The sequence below is a fragment of the Cupriavidus sp. 01L415 genome (assembly GCF_056400065.1).
In genome coordinates, this window is record NZ_JBFTSP010000037.1 from 18,204 (window position 1) to 34,866 (window position 16,663).

At 59.9% G+C, this 16,663-nt stretch carries 9 protein-coding genes; 6 read left to right on the forward strand and 3 right to left on the reverse strand.

The genetic code is table 11. The annotated features are described in order from the left end of the window. Positions 1-53: 53 nt before the first annotated feature. The 3 genes from AC1DOX_RS28115 to AC1DOX_RS28125 all read right to left on the reverse strand — a co-directional run bounded on the left by AC1DOX_RS28115 (position 54) and on the right by AC1DOX_RS28125 (position 3,651). Positions 54-1,322 carry an HlyD family secretion protein gene (locus tag AC1DOX_RS28115; protein WP_441624027.1) on the reverse strand — a complete coding sequence of 423 codons (1,269 nt, stop codon included), beginning with the start codon at positions 1,320-1,322 and terminating at the stop codon, positions 54-56. Between the two features lie 53 nt (positions 1,323-1,375). Continuing rightward, entirely contained in the window at positions 1,376-2,788 is a 1,413-nt protein-coding gene (locus AC1DOX_RS28120; RefSeq protein WP_441624039.1) for an efflux transporter outer membrane subunit, read from the reverse strand. Between the two features lie 317 nt (positions 2,789-3,105). After that, positions 3,106-3,651, reverse strand: a complete 546-nt coding sequence (locus AC1DOX_RS28125) for a response regulator transcription factor (protein ID WP_441624029.1) — start codon at positions 3,649-3,651, stop codon at positions 3,106-3,108. Positions 3,652-3,668: 17 nt separating this feature from the next. On the opposite strand from AC1DOX_RS28125, the gene AC1DOX_RS28130 reads away from it, so the two are divergent. The 6 genes from AC1DOX_RS28130 (at position 3,669) to AC1DOX_RS28155 (ending at position 16,327) form a co-directional block, all read left to right on the forward strand. Next, positions 3,669-3,977, forward strand: a complete 309-nt coding sequence (locus tag AC1DOX_RS28130) for a hypothetical protein (protein WP_441624031.1) — start codon at positions 3,669-3,671, stop codon at positions 3,975-3,977. Positions 3,978-4,373: 396 nt separating this feature from the next. Beyond that, a complete protein-coding gene (locus AC1DOX_RS28135; RefSeq protein WP_477114079.1) occupies positions 4,374-5,945 on the forward strand; it encodes an MltF family protein in 1,572 nt (523 codons plus the stop codon). 1,644 nt (positions 5,946-7,589) lie between these two features. Continuing rightward, positions 7,590-10,415, forward strand: coding sequence for a PAS domain-containing protein (locus tag AC1DOX_RS28140; protein WP_441624033.1), 2,826 nt, complete (start codon positions 7,590-7,592; stop codon positions 10,413-10,415). Beyond that, a complete protein-coding gene (locus AC1DOX_RS28145; protein ID WP_477101621.1) occupies positions 10,412-12,139 on the forward strand; it encodes a CHAT domain-containing protein in 1,728 nt (575 codons plus the stop codon). Before AC1DOX_RS28140 ends, AC1DOX_RS28145 begins: the two co-directional genes overlap by 4 nt. Positions 12,140-12,170: 31 nt before the next feature. Further along, positions 12,171-15,317, forward strand: coding sequence for a CHAT domain-containing protein (locus tag AC1DOX_RS28150; RefSeq protein WP_441624581.1), 3,147 nt, complete (start codon positions 12,171-12,173; stop codon positions 15,315-15,317). Positions 15,318-15,520: 203 nt separating this feature from the next. Then, complete coding sequence (locus tag AC1DOX_RS28155) at positions 15,521-16,327, forward strand: hypothetical protein (protein WP_441624582.1); 807 nt, start codon at positions 15,521-15,523, stop codon at positions 16,325-16,327. The last annotated feature ends 336 nt before the right edge of the window (positions 16,328-16,663 follow it).

Consider the following 16,663-nt stretch of genomic DNA (forward strand, 5'->3'; position numbering starts at 1 on the left):
CCGCAATGTGGGGTCGTGGCGGGTCTGTTGGAGGTCTGCGCAGGGTCTGCGCCTCAGGAGCCGCTGGCCGCCGCGCCGCGCCGGGCAATGGCGACGTCGCCCGCCTTGCCGTGGCTGTTCCTGGCGATGATCCGTTCGATCTCGCGGTCAGCTTCCTGCCCGTGGCGCTGGAAGACATCGGTGCTGTAAGTGGTGCGGGCCGGCTTGGCCTGCGCGCTGTCGAGCTGCGAGCCATCGCGCTTGATGTTCACATCGACCTGCATGGACAAGCCGATCTGGAGCGGATGCGCGCGCAGTTCGGCCGGGTCGAGCTGGATGCGCACCGGCAGGCGTTGCACAACCTTGATCCAGTTGCCGGTCGCGTTCTGGGCGGGCAGGGCGGAGAACGCGCTGCCGGTGCCCGCGGAGAAGCCCACGACCTTGCCGTGGTAGGTCACGCTGCCGCCGTAGAGGTCCGCATGCAGTTCCACCGGCTGGCCGATGCGGATGTGCTTGAGTTGAACTTCCTTGAAGTTGGCGTCGACCCACACGCCGTCCAGCGGGACGATGGCCATCAGCGGGTTGCCCGGCGCCACGCGCTGGCCGACCTGTACCGAGCGGCGCGCGACGTAGCCGGTCACGGGGGCGGGCAAGGTGTTGCGCGCGTTGGCGAGGTAGGCATCGCGCACCCGGGTGGCGGCGGCCTGCACACTCGGATGATCGGCCACGGTGGCCTGATCCGTCAGCGCGTGATTCGACGCCAGTTGCTGGCGCGCGGTTTCGAGTGCGGCCTCGGCGGTCTTGACCGCATCGCGGGCGTGGGCGACGTCTTCCGCGGCCACGGCGCCGGCTTCGGCCACCTGCGTGCGGCGGCGCAAGTCGTCCTTCGCGCGGGCCAGGTCGGCCTGGCGCTGTTGCATGGTGGCTTCCAGGACGCCGTTGTTGACGTATAGCGCGCTGACCTGCCGCACGGTCTGGCCGAGCGCGGCTTCGGCGTTGGCCAGTGCGATGCGGGCATCGGCATCGTCGAGCGTCACCACCGACTCGCCGGCCTTGACGATCTGCGTGTCGTCCGCGTTCACCGCGATCACCGTGCCGGTTACCTGCGGCGTCAGTTGCACGAGATTGCCGTTGACGTAGGCGTCATCGGTCTCCTCATGGAAGCGGGCAACGGTGTAGTAGTACGCGCCATATCCCGCCGCGGCGAGCGCCGTGGTCAGGCCCAGCAGGGTGAGCATGCGCTTGCGCTTGCCGGCGGCGGGGTTGGGGGCTTTAGCGGTGGCGTCGGCGGCGGTGGCCGTCGCGGAGGCAGTTGCGGCCGGGGTCTTGTTCGTATCGTTCATGGTGGCACCTGTGCGTGAGTTCGTTCGGGATCGTTATGAATAGAGCGGACGGGTCAGCGGGCAAGTGCCGCCTGTTGGGTCGATGCCGGGGCTTCGGTGTAGCCCCCGCCGAGCGCGGCGGCCAGGGCAATCTGGCGATCGCGCCGGGTCATGCGCAGGTTGGTCACGACCTGGCTGCTGGCCAGCGCGTTCGTTTGCGCGTTAAGCACGGTCAGCTGCGTGGTCAGGCCAGCCTTGTATTGCGCCAGCGCCAGCGTCAGGGCGCGCTGCGCGGCGACATCGGTGCGCTCCGCATTGACGATCTGGGCGTCGATGGCGCGGATGTCGGACAGTTGCGTCGCGACGTCGGTCAGCGCGCCGATCAGCGTGTCGTTGTAGCTGGCGACGGCAAAATCGAACTCGGCATAGCGGCCCTTCAGCTGGGCACGCAGCGCCCCGCCATCGAAGATCGGCAGGTGGATCGCCGGGCCGGCCGACGCCGTACGGCTGGCGGCGCGGAGGAAGCGGCCCCAGCCGAAGGCGTCCAGGCCGATCGCGGCGCTCAGGTTGATATCGGGATAGAACTCGGCCTTGGCCACCTTGATGTCGTGCGTGGTGGCATCGACGCGCCAGCGCGCAGCGACGATGTCCGGACGGCGCGAAACGAGGTCGGCGGGCAGGTTGTCGGGCAGACGGACCTCGTCCCCGGCGCCCAGTGCCGGGCGGGCGATGGCCAGGCCACGGTCGGGCCCCTGGCCGAGCAGCGCGCCGAGCTGGTAGCGGGTACGCAGGATATTGCCTTCGAGGGCGGACACCGACACCTCCGCAGCCGCGAGATTGGCTTCGGCGGTGCGCTTTTCCACCTCGGTTTCGAGCCCCATCGTCACGCGGCCGTTAGTCACGCGCAGCACGTCGCGGCGCTGGCTGACTTCGTTGGTCGCGATATCGTGCAGCGCGTAAAGGCGGGCGAGCTCGTTATAGGCACGGGCCGTCGCGCTGGAGAGCGTCAGCTTCACCTGTTCGGCCTCGGCTTCCGTGGCATGCACCGTTGAGACCGCGGACTTCAGCGCCTCGCGATTCTTGCCCCACAGGTCCAGCTCATAGGTGGCGCTGAGGAACGCCTTGTTTTCCGACTGCCAGGAACCCGCAAAGCCGGGCGGGATGAAGGTACTTTCCGTCAGGCGCTGACGCGTCCAGGAATACCCGGCGCCGACTTGCGGCAAGGTGTTCGCGTTGGCGGTTTCGCTGAACGCGACCGCCGCGGCCACCCGGGCGCGCGCCTTTTCCAGCGTCGGGCTGCCCTGCAGGGCTTCGGCGACAAGTGCCTTGAGCTGCGCGTCGCCAAACTGGTCGGCCCAGTCGGCGGCAGGCCAGCGGCCTCGTTCCGCAGGAATGGATTGCGTGGAGGCAAAGTGGTTCGCCTCCTCCATGTGCTTGTCGCTATGGATGCCCGCGTAGTTGGCGCAGCCGGCAAGCACCGCAGCCATCAGGACCGAGAGGGCGGGCGCGGCAAGGCGGCTGATTCTGGGATTGCGGTGACTGATGCGGCCTACGCGGCTGTCCGCCTGATCTTTTGTTTGCTTAAACATTGTCTGACTCATCAGATAAATGGGCGAAAAAAGAGGCGCGTAGGCTTCCCGGAGCAATCCGGGCACACCAGGCGGCTGAGAAGGCTCATCGTGCCCGCCTGGATACGCGCTGTTTTGGTTGCCTGAACAATAACTGACATATCAGACAAAAGCAAGGGTGAAGCCCGGAAGAAAGTTTCTATCGGGCTGATAGGGAGGGATCGGGCTGGCGGCGGTTATGGCAGATGGAGAGCGTGCTGACTGGCGTCGACCTGTGCGTGCCGGATTGGCGCGGTGGTCTGCGGCGGCGGCTCGGATTGCCGCACCTTGGCGACATCCAGGCGATAGCCGCGCCCATACGCCACGGTGAGCAGCACGCCATTTTCCGCGCGCAGGTTCAATACCCTGCGCAGTCGCGAAATCATGCCCGGCAATGCGCGCGAGGTCGGGAGCAATTCGCGGCCCCACACGGTGCGTTCGATCTGCTCGCGTGATAGGACGATGCCGGGATTGGAGAACAGCAATGCGGCCAGCGTGTACTCCATCGCCGAGAGCGAGATGCGTTTGCCACGCAGGCTGGCGCAGCGTCCGAACGAACTCAGTTCGTATGGGCGGGCGCTGGGAACTTTCTGAAGTCGGTTCGGGCGCTTTGGACGCCGCCGGCATGACGAGGTGATGCGGGCAAGGAGTTCGCGAACGCGCAATGGCTTCACCATCGTGTGGTCAACGCCCGCATCGAGCGCTGCAACGATGTCCTCCTCGTTATCGTGGTGCGTGACCATCAGGATCGGCGCATCGTATGCCAGCTTTCCGCGAAGCTTTTTCAGCAAGACAAGAGACCTGCGAAAGTGCCATCGAGGAAGATCGTCGGTCGCTACTGAAATGCCTCGAGGATGTGTCCGTCGATGACTTGCGGAAGTGGTGTCACCGGGCCGGCGGTGGCCTGGCCGTTTTCGAACAGCCCCAGATCAATGGCTTGATCGGGCGCTTTTCCGAGGTCGTCAAGGCCGCGGACGTCGCGAAGATCAAGGTCGTCGGGAAGACCGTCATCGACATGCTGGACCACATTCTGGATCTGCTTCGCGAAACGTCGACCCGGGAAGGCTGAGCATTCCGGTGAGCGCCTTTTCCGATGCTTCTTCCCGGCGTGGTGCAGCAAGGCTCAGGGCTGCCCCGGAATTATTCGCCCGACCGCTGCGACTGCCAGCAAGTTGTAAGGGATGCACTATGCTCCTTTTAGAGGTCGTTTCAGAATGAAGCGAAGCGGTCCTGGCTAGGCGCGCGGCCGCAAGACAGTACAAGTGGTACGGGCAGGCCGCGCAACGACGCCAGGATCTTTTTTAAACGACCTCTAAGTGCAGGGGCGCCGCTGTTGACGGGTTGCGTGTCTGTGTTCCGCATTGCAGCATCCCTTTTTTCTGGCCGTGACGTCGGTGGACTCCCGTCATGTTGTCGATGGCGGTTGGGGTCCCGGTCGCCTTGTCGTGGGTCGAGGGAGGGCACCATGCAGCGTGGATCTCGGTTATTTACGGGCGCTGGCTTGGTGGTCTGCCGCCTGCTTATGGGAATCCTTGCGCTGGGGATGCCATCGGCGTTCTCCGCGCCGCCGTCCCCGGCACCTGCGCCGTCCTCCGCGACGACTCCTGCCGCCGCGCAAGGCACCTCGTCTGCGAAAGCCCCGGCCGCTCTGGCCAAAGGGGATCCATCCAAACGCCAGTTGGGTCTCGCCGTCCAGCCGTGGAAGGGCGATTTCGACGCCATGATGCAGCGGCGCCTGATCCGGGTCCTCGTGCCTTACAGCCGCTCGCTTTATTTCCTCGACAAAGGCCACGAACGCGGCCTGACCGCCGAACTCGTGCGCGACTTCGAGCGTTATCTGAACAAGACCTATGCCGACCGCCTGGGCAAGCGCCCGGTCACGGTGTACCTGATTCCCACCACGCGCGACCGGATGCTTTCGGACCTGAACGCCGGCCTTGGCGATATTGCCGCAGGGAATCTCACCGTAACGGCTGAGCGGGAGAAGCAGGTCGATTTCCTCGCGCCGCGTGACCGCAAGCCGGTCAAGGAACTTGTCATCACCGGCCCGAAAGCCGAACCGATTGCCTCGCTCGACGCCCTGGCGGGACGCACCATCCATGTCCGCAAGTCATCCAGCTATTACGAGAGTCTGAACCTGCTTGACCGGCGCCTGCGCGATGCCGGCAAGCCAGGGCTCAAGCTCGTCATGCTGCCGGATGCGCTCGAAGATGAAGACGCCATGGAGATGCTGAATGCGGGGCTGATCGATGTCATCGTGGTCGATGACTGGAAAGCCCGGCTGTGGGCGCTGGTACTGCCGAAAATCAAGATTCATGACGACCTTGTGCTCCGTGCCGAAGGCTATGTCGGATGGGCGACTCGCAAGGGCAGCCCGCAACTGCATGCCGCCATCGACGACTTCTACAAGAATTTCCTCAAGAAACAAGGCGTGGCCGAGTACCGCCTGAGCCAGTATATGAAGCGCTTCAAGCAAATCCGCAATAACGGCGGCGATGAAGAGGTCAAGCGCTTCCAGGCGACGGTGGCGCTCTTCGAGAAATACGGCGCGCAGTACGGATTTGATCCCTTGATGCTTGCGGCGCAGGGATTTCAGGAATCGCAGCTCGACCAGAAGCGTAAGAGCCGGGTAGGCGCGGTCGGCATCATGCAATTGATGCCTGCCACCGGAAAGGAAATGGGCGTGGGCAGCATTGCCGTCGCGGAAGCCAATATCCACGCCGGCGCCAAGTATATGGATCAGCTGATGACGCGCTATTTTGCCGATGCGCATTTTGAAGGCAGCACTCGAACGCTCTTTGCGTTTGCGAGCTATAACGCCGGCCCGGGCAATATCTCGAAAATGCGCAAGCTCGCCACCGAGCGGGGCCTGAACCCCGACAAATGGTTCAACAACGTGGAAATCGTGGTGGCAGAGAAGATTGGCATGGAGACCACGACTTACGTACGCAATATCTATAAGTACTACGCGGCGTACACCTTGCTGAAGGAGGCGCAAGCCCGGCGGGAAAAGGCCGTGGAGCAAGTCGTCAAGTAATCAGTAATGCGGCTTCGGAGCGTGCTCTCGCGCAGCGGCATGCGCCCACAGGCGGCGCGCGATATCCGCCAGCAGGCTGTGCGGGCTGCCGACGACTGGCAACTGATCTCGCCGCCCGCGGCGTAAATTCTCGTCCACACATTGCCATAAGAAGACTTATCGCAATGGTGGTGTGCCGGGAGACAAAACTTGATGGCTCGGGAAGGGACAAGGCGCTAAATGCTCCCTTCGGTGCCGCTAGCTGCCGGGCAGGGCGCGATAGACAATCAACGCGAGAGGAGGGAATTGACGGGAAATGCCCTAGGCGGGGCGGCGCGAAGCCGAAGTCTGCTTCGCCAGTGGTAGCAGTGAAATGCCTAGCAAGTGCGTATGGTTCTTCAACGACCTTGGCGATGGTTTTTAAGAAGTTCCCCATTTGTCATAGTACGTGACCACGGCTTCCCTTTCGCGTGTGGCACAGGGTTCGACGGTTCCAATCCATCGCGCATCGGTCCGCTTCTGGGTGCGGACTCTCCGTGACTGCGGACTCTCAGGGACCTGAAATCGAAACCGGCCGAGACTGCAGGCGGTACAGACCACCGCATTTGCCGGCACGGATTCCTGGCAACTGGCTCATACGGGATCGTTAGCGACCCCGACAGCACGTATCGGCGAGTCTACGTCCGCCAGATCGCGGGAATAGCGGCGATTACGGCACGCTTCGACGCGTTTCTCGACACCCCTCTCCCTAAAAAGGGCACCCAGGCACGTCCTCGCTGCGAAATGGTATGCGCTTTTTCCTGCGCAGATGACGCGATGTGGAGAAGAGCGATGGAGGATCGACGCTGCATCGTCCTCAGATCGGCAATCCCAGACTGCCATATCGATACCTGTTTCACATTTGTAACGAATTAAATGAAGAGAAATACTCCAGTAATTTTGATTTAATTGCGATTTCTTGTGTTATGAATAAAGTTAATCTGAAATCAATATCAAGAATAGGTGCGTCCGACCTCTACAGTCGGCGCCCCATGAACGGGGCCGCGAGAAGATAAGCCGGACTCCGGAGGGGAGCGCAAACGCCCGTCCAGTCGAGCGACTGGACGCGGGCATACCCCTGCTTTCGATCTGCGGGAGGCGCGCCTCCCTCATCTCTTTTGGGGAGGCCACCTTTTCAGAACGAGAAATGCATTGTACGCACGGGTGCCGATGCTCATTCGATTTACTGCCCGGCGCAGGGGGGGCTATGACCACCAGAGAGTTCGATCTACGAATTTTCGCCGATGACGGCAAGTATTGGGCGGAAGTTGCCGACTCGCCCGTCAGCCATTCCAGATGCGAGGCCGTGGAGGCTCCTTCCGCGCGACCGAGCGCTCATTCTCGTGCAATTCGAAAATGCCGTCCTGCGAGGCGGAGGTCGGCGCTGCTGCCCTCGCGTCGCGGGAGGAAAAGGTGTTGCGCGACTTCGGCAACAAGATGTTGTTGAGGCCGGCACCGAGCAAAGCATTGTCCGGCAGGCTTTTGCGGCGAATGGGACCCTTTACCGCTCGCGATGAGACGGCAGGCGAAAGGTAACAAATCTCGCGCGATGCGTGCACTTAGGCATGTGGTGTCGCGTGTCATCAACCGTTCGCATCGACTTCACGCTTCCCAAAAGGAGGCTCCATGAAAGACTTGCAGGGAGCGCGGACCCTCCCCACTCCATTCGACTGGTCCGGCCAGCCTTTCATCACCGGACTTATGGCGTCCGATAGTCCGTGCGCGATCGTTGACCAGGCGGGCGTGGTCACCTGCGCGAATCCCGCCTTCGCCATGCTCGTGCCAGACAGCACGGGGCGTCCGATTCAGGTGACGTTCTTTTTCCGCACTCCCATCTATGAGGAAATATCTGCCGTACGAAAACTGCAGGTTCCGAACGAAGTTCTGTACTACGACGCCAGCGGCATGCTTGTGCCGGCATGGCTACATACACTCTACGAGGTGCCGGAAACGGGCGAGCGGCTGATCCTGCTGGCGGACGGCGGGCCACTTAGGCGCGCCGCTGAGCAGCGACTGGACGCGGCGCCTCTCGCAGTGCTTCGCATCAGTACGGACGGTGTCGTGCGCTTTGCGAACGCGGAGACGTATCGCGGGCTGTCGCTGCAAACCGAGGACGTCATCGGTCATACGCTCGAATCGCTGTTCGGAAGAGCCGCCGTGGATGACACAGAGAAAGACAAGCACTGCGTAGAACATCTCAAGTCGTGCTTCAAGGATTGTCTGCAAACGCTAAAGCCCGTGGCACTCGACGTCTCGGTGGCGCAATACGCGAACAATGAAATTGAAACTGCGCAGATGCGCCTGATTCCGGATTTGGCGCCAGATGGTCGGGCACTAGGCGTATTGGCGGTGATCGAACTGACGCTGGAGGATAGGATCCGCACGCAGATCTCGAAGATCTCGCGCGATGCATCAATTACGTGGCAGGAGCGGCTTGGCCTCGTGCTGCAGCAAGTTAATAGACTCATCGATTTCGAGCACGCCACCTTTGGCATGTACGCCGACGATGTAACGTTGTTTCGCGCTTTCGCACTCTATCCATCCAACGACAAATTCAAATGGAAGGAGCGCTGGCTCGTATTGCCTGAAGGAATGAAGGCGTGGGCCGAGGGCAACGCGACCTTCATTCCGGACATCAACATCTTCCTGGACAGTTTCCCCAAGTTCAGGAAGAGCGAGGTCGTGCGCATGTACACGAAGCAGGGTATCCGGTCGTCCGCCACGCTTGTCGCCAAGGACGATAAGGGCCCGACATCGGCGCTCTCCGTGTGTTCGAGCGAGCCAAGCCGATTCACGAAGCGAGACGTGGAAGTCCTGCACAATCTCAATCTTGAGCCGGTACTGATCCGGATTGAGGAGCAGATCCTCGGCCAGCGCATGGAAACCGCCAACAGGCTCAAGAAGAAGCTGTCTGAGGCCAAAGAGCTGTCCAAGGCCGCGTGTGAAGTCGTCGACGAACTGGCCACGACATTCCAATGGGATTATGTATCGCTGTTTCGGGTGGATCGTCACGCCGCGCAATTTGAGCTGTACTACGAGAGCAAGTGTGACAAGAAGTTTTGCATCCCGCACGGCTACACGCAGAAGCTCGACGACGGCATGCTCGGTGAATGTCTGAAACGCGAAGTGACACTGGTCGTCAACGACGTCGGCAACAATGAGGTTGAGCAGTACCATTATATGGGCTTGGCGCGCGATATCGTGCGTTCCGCCATGACCATCCCGCTGCGGCTAAATGAACGTATCCGCTGGATGCTTCATATCGAAGCACGCGAAGCTCAGGCGTTCCACGGCCCCGACCGAAAATCGATCGACGACGTCGTCGCATTGCTCGAGGAGGGGTTGAAGCAACGGGCCATCCTGGAGGTCAACCGCAAGATCATGATGGAGACGCGGCAAGGCGTCGTCATGGTTGGGCTCGAGGGCACGATTCTCGACGTGAATGAGGCGGCGTCACGTCTGCTCGGCCTAAAGCGCGATCATAAACCCGAGCGCTCCGCTCTGAGTGATTATGCTTCGAAAGACAATCCGGTCTCCTTTGAAATACTGAGCGGCTTCGGCTCGACGGAAAGGCGGCGTGTTGAGCTCGAGGGCGAGGACGGCCGTATCCGGCCGGTGCTAGCGACGCGGCGCGTGCTGGAAGGCAGCTTCGATACCGCGATCTGGTTCCTCATCGATCTTCAGACGCGTGAATGGGAAGTCGGAATGCGCTATCTCAGGGCCACCGTCGCTGACGTGGCACAGCAGACGCGCGGGCCACTCGCTCTGGCGTGCAATATCGCGCGGGAATTGCAACAACTGAACTACTCCGCGCTTTCCCCATCGGATGCATCGCAGCCGGGCGAACAGTGCAGTGCCCAAGCACTATCCAAACGCCTGCTTGCCGAAATCAAAAAGGCGGACATTACATTCGAGCGCCTCGCCAAGAGCTACGAGATACGCAGATATCCCATGCGCCAGGCTGAGTCTAGGCCGATCGACCTCGTCCAAAGCGCGAAGCGCGTGAAGGATGCGCTGCCGGCCAGGGATCGCGAGTTTGTTCAGATAAAGGCCAGTCAAGCCTCATTTGAGGTCGACGGTGACGTGGAGCGCCTGGATTTCGTGATTCGATCGCTGGTTGGGCACATGTTGCGTGTGAGGTCGGACGAGCAACGGGTATTGGTCTCCTTTACATCGGGCAAGGGTCTGGTGCAGATGAGTTTTGGTCTGACCCACGCTATATCAACGCACGCGCACAGCGACGACAACAAGTCGCACGATGTAATGTGGCGCGCGTTCCGCATCGCGCGGGAAGATGCTTGCCTCGGCCTCAATGCAGTGAAGCGCGTGGTGAAAGCACACTGTGGGTCGATGGAGACGAAAGCGACGGAGTGGACGAACGACGATGCCGCACCGCCGTGGATCGCGTTCCATATCACCCTGCCAGAACTGACCGGAGACAGCCGGAAATGAGCACGAATCAATTCCAGACGACAAAAATCGCGCTCATTACCGACGATCTCACCAACGTCGAACTGATCGAGGAAGCGCGCGAAAAGCTGCCGCAACAGGAAGACAAGTATCCCGGCGTGGCGGCGTTCGCTAGCATGAAAGTGACGCCATACTCATCGACCGACAAGGCGCATACCAAGCTGTTCAGTGACCCGCAAGCCTGTGCCGAACTCCAGCTGATTGTGCTTGACGGGACTGTGCGCAAAGAAAGCACCGTCGGAACATCGGGAAACAGTGCTGCCGCTATGAGTCTGCTTGACTGGCTCACCGCCAACATACCCGACGTCCCCGTCATCGTACTCGCGTCCACTCGCGTTGAAGGACTGGATTTGCGCCAAAGCAGGCGCGCGCGCAAGAACATCCTCGCGCTTGACATCGCCAACCTGGATATCAATATGGATTTAGGAAGGGCGCTGCATGGTGCACTGAACAGCGAGAGCCTCGACGAATTGCATGTGACCCTTCGCATAGGGGAATATACCGCGCGCCACTCCACGATGTCGGGAGGTATCGAACTCAAGGGCGACGATTACATCTATCGGAACCTGCAGGACATCCATCAGTTGGTCGACACAGTCAACGACTTCTCTCCAATGATCAATGGGGAACCGACCTTCGACTGGCAAACCAAGCTGCGGGAACTGGGCAACAATGTGTACGATTCTCTGATTGCCGGCACGATCGGTAAGCACATCGCCAAGCACTATAAGCTCGAAAATCAGCAAGCTCCCGTCGATCTGCGCGTCGAAATAGACGTAGCCCCCAATGAAACTGCTCAGCTATATGGGCTGCCTTTTGAGCTCGCCAGACCGCCCGAGTATCACGACAAGTATCTATGCACGTGCATTCCGATGGCGCGTCGGATCCACTTCGTGAAGGGGCTCAAGCGTCTCGCCCATGAGGAAGATCCCGAAGGATGTGATGTCATCGAGGAAGTCGCGAGCGACGAGGATGAAGAAGATCATCGTTCCCTTTCGCCAAACGACGAGCTGGCCACGCTTGATCGTCCGCTAAGACTGCTCTTCATCAATGCAAGCTTCGAAGGCTCGGCCCTGGTGCGCCGCGACAGCCCCCCCTATAAGATCGAGACGATCCATGGACTCAGCCATCTTCTTAACACGCCGGACGAACTTAAGACCATCAAGAATTTCGCGACCAAAACACCAAAGGGCGCTGACAGGCCTCCGCTCGAGTCGGTGACCGTGGTCAGCCCGACGGGGGCCTACAAGACCGCTGCCAAGTTTCGGCAGCGGATAGAACAGCTGGTTGAATCGCAATACTTCGACATTCTTCACTTCTCCGGGCATTCAGTCACGCTCAAGGATGACGGTGGAACTTTCCTGATCCTTCCCGACGAAGGTGGCATGGGCGTTGCGGTATCCGCGCGCGTTCTGGCCAAATGGGTGACAGCTGCCCACATCAGAGTGGTGCTGCTTGCGTCGTGCAGCGGATCGTCGCTACGTACCGCGATCGAAGTAATGCGCACGGACGCCGAAGCCGTCCTGGGCTTTCGTTGGGATGTGAACGACCACGCATGCGTGGAATATTTCAAGCGATTCTATGAACTGTATCTGAACAAGAGGATGCGTATCTCACAAGCCTATTGCGGCGCATGCAGCGAGGTCCGTACGTCCGAATACGGACTGCCTGTCTGGGCCTCTGCCATCGCGGTCGTCAAAAACTGAGTCGCGCAATTCAACCCCGGGGGAACCCGCCATGTCCATTCATCGCATTCCCGACAGCGATCTCTGCTATCACCTCGTTTGCTTCGACAACGATGCATGCGAACGAGCGGACTTGGACGGCAGTCTTGCAAGTGCAGCGATCCTGTCTCGCCTGAACGATTCGGCGCATCCGATTTCCGACCTCCTCATTGCCTGTCACGGCTGGATGGCCGATGTGCCCGCCGCACAGGAGCAATACGACGCTTGGTTCGGCGCCGCTGCGAAGGCGATTGGCGACGTACGGCGCGTTGGGCAGTCAGTGCCAGATTTCGCGCCGCTTATCGTAGGGCTGTACTGGCCGAGCCTACCATGGGGCATCGAGGAAATGCCCAAGTCTGAGGTGGCTGAAGGCACGCTCTCCGTGGAGAATGCGGGCGTGCTCGATGAAGTCGCCGCATCGATCGCTGACACGGAAGTCGCGCGCCATGCAATTCAGATCCTGCTGGATGAAGCGACCAAGGCGAACTCCAAGAAGCTGACGCCTGCCATGCACGAAGCCTACGCAACGCTCTTCGAGGAGTCAGGCCTGCGCGCAGACTGCGTGAACGGCCGTCCCGGTTCCGATCTGAATCATTTCGAACCGCAGGGGATTGTCGACGGCACGCCCGTCGAATCCACTACCGATGCGGTGGGTGACGACATGATGCTCGGCATCCCGGGCAATCTTAAGACCGCGCTGCTCGCACCCTTGCGTACATTGTCGTTCTGGAAAATGAAGGATCGCGCGCGCCAGATCGGCGAGACCGGTGCGCGAGGCTTCCTCGATGCCATACAGCGCGCCGCGCCCGATGCGCGCGTCCATCTGATGGGACACAGCTTCGGCTGCATCGTGGCTTCGGGGATGGTTGCGGGTCGGCACGGAGATGGGCTGCTGGAACATCGCGTTGATTCCCTCTTTCTGGCGCAAGGGGCGCTCTCGCTGTGGTCGTATGCCAGCGATATACCTTATGAAAAGGCCGCAAAGGGCTACTACCACCGGATCGTCGCACAGGGACTGGTCCGCGGACCGGTCATCACTACGCGTTCCGTTCACGACAACGCCGTGGGGCGCCTCTACCCGCACGGTGCAAGCGTCATGGCCCAAGGTCTTCTCGGCGAGTTGTTTCCAGAGTATGGCGGCATCGGCGCCTACGGCATTCAGGGCGTGGTGGACGGTATCCCGATCGTCGAAATTCGCATGCGGTCCGGCGACACGCAATACGGGGTGAACGAGCGCGGCATTTACAACATCGATGCGAGCGATGTGATCCGCAACGGCTCGGGGCCCGCCGGCGCGCATAGTGACATTGCGCATCCGGAAGTGGCGCACGCGTTTTGGGCCGGCGTGACATGCGGCATCGACATCGCACGGCAAGTGCGGCAGATCGAGGCGCAGAAACGAAGACATCTGGAAGAGGCCGAGCGCCATATGGAGCGTAAGAGGGGAGCCCGAGGCGGATCGTACTCGATCGGTGGCGGGCTTCTGAGCGTTGAGGAGGAATCCCGCACGTCCTCTCCCGCGCCTGTCCAAGCGACCGCTCCCACACAACCCTCCCGGTGGATGAATGCGAGCATCGAGGGGCTCGAATTGGACCAGCCTCTCTTCAAGGGACAGTGGTATCCACTCTCATTCGATGTCGACATCGAGGCGCGCGCAAATTCGCTCATCAAGACAAGAATACTGGATGGCGCGCTCACCTCGCCGAACTCGGATCGCGTGTTCCTTACCGTGCAACTCGACACTGATGACTTTGAGCTTTCGCATTCCGTCAGCCGCATCAGCGTGCCATGCGTGGGCCGAGGGCAGAACAAGGCACGCTTCGAATTTTCGCCGAAGAGAAACGGCCGCGCCACCCTCAAAGCGACAATCCTACGAGACGGTAATTTCATCCAGCAGATCATCCTCACGTTCAACGTCGGGGCCAATTATCCGTCGGCACCCGATGTCACCACGCGCGGACGTTCGCTGGCGGACGCACAGCTGCTCGAGCCACGCGATGTTGGCCTCGAGATTTCCGCCGTGGGGAACGGCTACGAGTGCACTGTCTGGGGCCCGGTGTACTCGCACGCGCATCTCACGGTCTCACGCGAGTATCTTGAGCTTGCCATCAACAACGCCCGCCAGGCGTTGCTCGGCGTCATCAGACAAACCGTCGATAGGAATCCCATATTCCAGACTGGGATTGACATTCCCGACGACGTATCGCGCAAAGCGCTCAGACAACTGGCGGAGGCGGGCTCGAACCTCATGTACGTACTATTTGAAGGCGCCGACGCCGGCGAGGACTCGAAGGCCGTGGCCAACTTCCTGCGCAAGCTCTGTGGACCTGACACGCCTCGCCTAAAAATGCAGATCATCGCCGCGAAGCTGCCCGTGCCGTGGACCATGCTTTATCTCGGACGCGTTGGAAGAGCGGACATTATCGACTGGAAGAACTTCCTGGGCATGCGCCATATCGTCGAGCAGATACCACTACAGCGCTCGCTGAACGTGTGGGATCACGGCATCGCGAGCGACAAGCCTAGGCTCGCGGTCGGCGTGCATCTCAATCAGGACATCGACGCCGAGATTCCTGGCGGTTTCGTGCAAAGTCAGCGCGAATTCTGGGGGAGGATGCCATTCGACGTAAAAACGCGTCTCACGAGCGCGCATATACTTCAGGACTTCAGCAATGCTGCGCCTGCCGATCAAATCCTCTACTTCTACTGTCACGCAATATCGCGTGGGCTAACCGAGCCGGGCGGTCCGGATGCATCATATTTGTTGCTTAGCGATAAATCGATGCTCACGCTCAAAGACCTGCGCCAAAACCTGCCGGCAGACCTGAGCCTGACGGGAAATCCACTCGTATTCATCAACGCATGCGAGTCGGCGGAATTGTCCTCTACCTTTTATGATGGCTTCGTGCCGTACTTCATGAGCAAGGGCGCGCGCGGCGTGATCGGAACCGAATGCCTGACGCCCGCCTTCTTCGCGACGGAATATGCAAAGCGCTTCTTCATCCGCTTCCTAGGCGGACAGCGGCTCGGCGAGGCCTGCCTCGACCTGCGCCGGGAGTTCATGGAAGAACACGGCAATCCGCTCGGCCTGCTCTACGCCATCCATTGCGATGCCGATACACGTATCCTGCCCCCAACGGACATCGCACAGGTCGCGTGAGCGGCTCTTTAACGGATTGAAGGCAGTGCGCCGCTTTGCTGCGATCACTCGGGGACACGATGCTGAAGTTCATTTCAAGGTCAGCAATGGCGAGATAGTTTCGACTGTCTTTGGCGGGCGACCACCTCAAGCTCCTCTGCCGACTCAACGACATTGGTTTGCGCACGTAACCGGTAGTTGTCCGCCACCAGGAGGAATACAAAATGGGAGTAAAGGGGGCACGTCTGACATCCGCAAAACGACTTACTAAACGAGTGTTATCTATCCGGCGGATTCGGATGTCGGGGAGAAAAAGGTTCAGTCTTGACAGTTTTTTTCGTCATCCGCTTTTTCTTTTATTCGCGGGCTTTTTCCTCACTGCCATCGTCGGAGGAAGTGTCACTTATTGGCGGGATTCTCGAGATCGTGACGCAGAGCGGACGCGTATAGAACAACAGCACAGCAGGGAGGCGATCGACGAGATGCAGCGACGTTATTATGAATTCTACCAAAGAGCCGCAGTTCTTATCCGCGCAATAGATGCAAATGTGCCGCGAGATGAATTAAAAGAAATGAAAAGAAGTTATGATGAATCATTCGCGAATGGTCTAATATTTTCGATGTCCGGTGGTGCCAGGCTAGAGAGTATTATCCCAAATAATTCTAAATCTGAACTTTCTGCGCGTGATAGTTACATAAAGCTGAGCGATATCTCTCAGGCTATTGATTCATGTATCCATATTTTGTATACAACTGGAAAACGACCAAACGACAACGAGGGGCATCTCAGTAATGATCCGTATTTTGGCTGCCGAGATTCGTCCGACTCTACTTCGATGGGTTCTACCGATCCGTCAGCGATGCTATCTAAGGCGCTGTTTTGCGCGGGTATCGTGTTCGAGCCAATCATCAAAACCATCGGTCAGTCGTCGTTAAAAATCGAGGAAAGACAGTCTTTGTATGAGAAGTTGCTGCGAGGATTTCTAGATGACTTTGGAAAAATATGTCAATACATGGGCGAGAAACGTTAATGGTCCGATCCAAGCCCGCGGGTGAACACTGGTCTGACGAGCGAAGTGCTCACAGGTGGGGACCGTAACGGCCGGTGCCGGAATATAATGCTATACGGAGAATGACGCCCCGGTATTCGGCGATGGCCAGGCCTTGGCTTCTTCAATTCATTGGAAAACTACGCTCAATTCATAGCCGAGGTCGAATTTCGCCATTGTGTATCGTGTCGACTTAGCGCCTGGCGCTTGCGAGGTGGTCTCTCTCCCGCTTGCTGGCATCTTCTGGCGGCTGAAGTGCAAGCTATTTCGGTCACCGGCGCACGATTTGCGAAGGGCGCAAACTGATGGTCGCTGCCT

Bases quoted from the DNA above. Each gene is read 5' to 3' on its own strand.
- AC1DOX_RS28115 (WP_441624027.1), bottom strand. From the start codon at position 1,322: ATGAACGATACGAACAAGACCCCGGCCGCAACTGCCTCCGCGACGGCC.
- AC1DOX_RS28120 (WP_441624039.1), bottom strand. From the start codon at position 2,788: ATGGCTGCGGTGCTTGCCGGCTGCGCCAACTACGCGGGCATCCATAGC.
- AC1DOX_RS28125 (WP_441624029.1), bottom strand. From the start codon at position 3,651: ATGGTCACGCACCACGATAACGAGGAGGACATCGTTGCAGCGCTCGAT.
- AC1DOX_RS28130 (WP_441624031.1), top strand. From the start codon at position 3,669: ATGCCAGCTTTCCGCGAAGCTTTTTCAGCAAGACAAGAGACCTGCGAA.
- AC1DOX_RS28135 (WP_477114079.1), top strand. From the start codon at position 4,374: ATGCAGCGTGGATCTCGGTTATTTACGGGCGCTGGCTTGGTGGTCTGC.
- AC1DOX_RS28140 (WP_441624033.1), top strand. From the start codon at position 7,590: ATGAAAGACTTGCAGGGAGCGCGGACCCTCCCCACTCCATTCGACTGG.
- AC1DOX_RS28145 (WP_477101621.1), top strand. From the start codon at position 10,412: ATGAGCACGAATCAATTCCAGACGACAAAAATCGCGCTCATTACCGAC.
- AC1DOX_RS28150 (WP_441624581.1), top strand. From the start codon at position 12,171: ATGTCCATTCATCGCATTCCCGACAGCGATCTCTGCTATCACCTCGTT.
- AC1DOX_RS28155 (WP_441624582.1), top strand. From the start codon at position 15,521: ATGGGAGTAAAGGGGGCACGTCTGACATCCGCAAAACGACTTACTAAA.